This is a genomic window from Microcystis sp. M53602_WE12, from assembly GCF_030065455.1.
Taxonomy (GTDB): domain Bacteria; phylum Cyanobacteriota; class Cyanobacteriia; order Cyanobacteriales; family Microcystaceae; genus Microcystis; species Microcystis aeruginosa.
This window is the reverse complement of the sequence record NZ_JASJFB010000126.1, coordinates 1-2,423: the sequence shown is the minus strand read 5'-3', so window position 1 is coordinate 2,423 and position 2,423 is coordinate 1. Positions and strand designations below refer to the sequence as shown.

Annotated in this window: 3 protein-coding genes; all 3 read right to left on the bottom strand. The window is 38.6% G+C overall.

Going from position 1 to position 2,423, the window contains the following annotated elements:
- The coding region (locus tag PX482_RS05085; protein ID WP_288094481.1) for an RpnC/YadD family protein at nucleotides 1–675 on the bottom strand (675 nt) is incomplete at its 3' end.
- Between the two features lie 309 nt (nucleotides 676–984).
- Entirely contained in the window at nucleotides 985–1,926 is a 942-nt protein-coding gene (locus PX482_RS05080) for an RpnC/YadD family protein (protein WP_288122157.1), read from the bottom strand.
- 125 nt (nucleotides 1,927–2,051) lie between these two features.
- Nucleotides 2,052–2,423: DUF4351 domain-containing protein (locus PX482_RS05075; RefSeq protein ID WP_288122156.1), on the bottom strand; the 372-nt coding region annotated here is incomplete at its 5' end.

Here is a 2,423-nt window from a genome sequence, read left to right as displayed (position 1 = left end):
TTGACTAAATGTGCTAATCTCTTCTTGAAATTGTATCTCTTCGACCGGATTTAGATTGAGATAAGTATCAATAAATCCAGAAATTAATTCCATTTTCGCAGGATTTAACCTTAAAGTAATTAACAAGCGCAGACATTCCGCTTTAACTTTGGCTCGCTCTTTCTCGGCAATGTTCATCTTAGCCATCAAAGCTGAAGCAACCGGATTTGGCTGATTGAGAAAATCTCGCCAATTTAATCGATTTAACTGCACGACTTGATAGTTAAATTCTAAGACTTTAAAATCGGGAAAATCGACCACATACTGACTAATCGCTGCTCTTTTTGGCTTTGAATAAGAAAAAATTACAATCGGATAAATCGGTAAGACAAATTTCTCATGAAAGCGAGCAAAATAAGTAAACATTCGCCGGTTAAACCCCAGGCGGGAACTTTGCTGCGCCTCCAGATGAATCAGAAAAAAAGATTCTTTTCCGCGAAACCTAACTTGTGCTACTAAGTCGCTTTCATACCTTTCTCCTTCCGTGACATCGGTAAATACTTCTTTGTCTAAAAAAGTAATCGAGTCCCTATCTAAATAATCCATTACTTGAGGAAAAAATAACTCAATAAATTCGACAAAAAAGGTGGAGATTAACTCCTTAAATAAGCGATCATGGTCAATATTATTAGTCATGTAATATCATCTTAACTAATCTGAGCGATGAATGACTACCAGAAAATAATAACTTTTTGATTCTAACAAGTTTAAGGTTACTTGACAAGACTTACAGTAAAAGTGGACATTAAATCAATAAAAGTGGACAAAAGTGGAGCGGGTTAGCTCACTCTTAGGGTGTGTTAGCGTTAGCGTAACGCACCGGATAAGTCTGTATAATACGCTACAAATTTTTCCCAACAGGCGATCATCAGAAATCCAGAAAACGGGTTTCTTGAAGAAACCCGTTTTCTTGATATTGAGGGTAAGCTGGGGGACAAACCAGAATTATTCAGGTTTGATTAACTGATTTAAATAGTCCTGAAAATCTGAGATTGAGTCAAGAGTAATCGCTTGTCTGTGGAGATTTTTCAGAAGAGAAGTGTCTTGAATTTGGCTAATCTCATCAACCAGTTCAGAAGGCACATTCTCAAACCGAATCTCAAGGGCATCAATGACAGATTCTCTCATCCCTTTTTCCATTCCCATTCTTTCAACACTGGTAATATAAGGCATTCTTTTTTCCTCCTCGTACTGATTTAATTCCTGTTGAAACTCCTGTTCTAATTCAGTGGGTAAGCTCATCAGCCAATCGATAAACTTAAAGAGGTTGAGAATATCCTCTCGTTGATAACCCTGTTCGTACAACCGTTTAGTTAATGCTAATTTCGCTTCCTTGCGCTTTTTTCGGTTTTGCCGAGTTTCTAAAGCTTGGAGATGCGCCATCACGACTGTAGCAAAAGGATTGCGGCTGGCTGCTAAAGCTGACCACTGCTGCTTAAATTCTAGCAACTTGACGACCGGAAAGCGAAAACTCACTTGACAATCAAATAACTCACGCTCAAATTGATTGGGTCGCCAAGAAGCATTATCATCACCTAAAACTGCCAAACTCGCTACTGAACGCCTGTAACGATCATAAATGCGGTAGTAATAGACAAACATCCGTTCAGCAAAGTCAATTTCTCGCTGACCCTGGATTTCTATGTGGATTAAAACCCAGGTCTCTTCTCCCGCAAGACGATAAATTTTCACCAACTTATCGACGAGACGTTTGCCTAACTCAGCATCCCGCACCACTTGTTGAAGTTCTTTGTCGAGAAATTCAAAGCCTTGATTCCAATCAATACCCGCGTGAGCTTGAGGAAAAAAGAAGGAAACAAAGTCTTCAAAGTAGATTTCTAAGACATCTTTCCAAGGAGTATCAAAATCAGTATTTGGGTTATTCATTTCAGTTATCAGTTATCAGTTCTCTTGAACCACCAAAGCAATTTTTGTGATATACTGTACTTACGCAGAAAACGGGTTTCTTAAAGAAACTCGTTTTCTCCAAAAGGCGATCGCTAACGTCAAAGCTAGGCAGTTAAAGTATTTAACCAATTGATTAAATCTTCAACCGCAGAGAAGTCGAATAAAGCTTCTCCTAATGCTTCGACATCATCAATACTTAACTCCATAATTTTAGTTTCTAATGCAGGATTAATCTCCCCTAACTTGCGTTTAAGTTGACGAAGAATCAATGTCTTTTCGCGTTCGATACCGCGTTCAATACCGCGTTCAATACCGCGTTCAATACCTTGTTCGATACCTTGTTCGATACCTTGACGCATCCAACTGGTGGTAATTTGCATAACTCCCTCCTGTACGGGTTGACTAAATGTGCTAATCTCTTCTTGAAATTGTATCTCTTCGGCAGGATTTAGATTGAGATAAGTATCAATAAATCC

Excerpts from the sequence above, each read along its gene's own strand:
- PX482_RS05080 (WP_288122157.1), bottom strand. The coding sequence starts at position 1,926 with ATGAATAACCCAAATACTGATTTTGATACTCCTTGGAAAGATGTCTTA.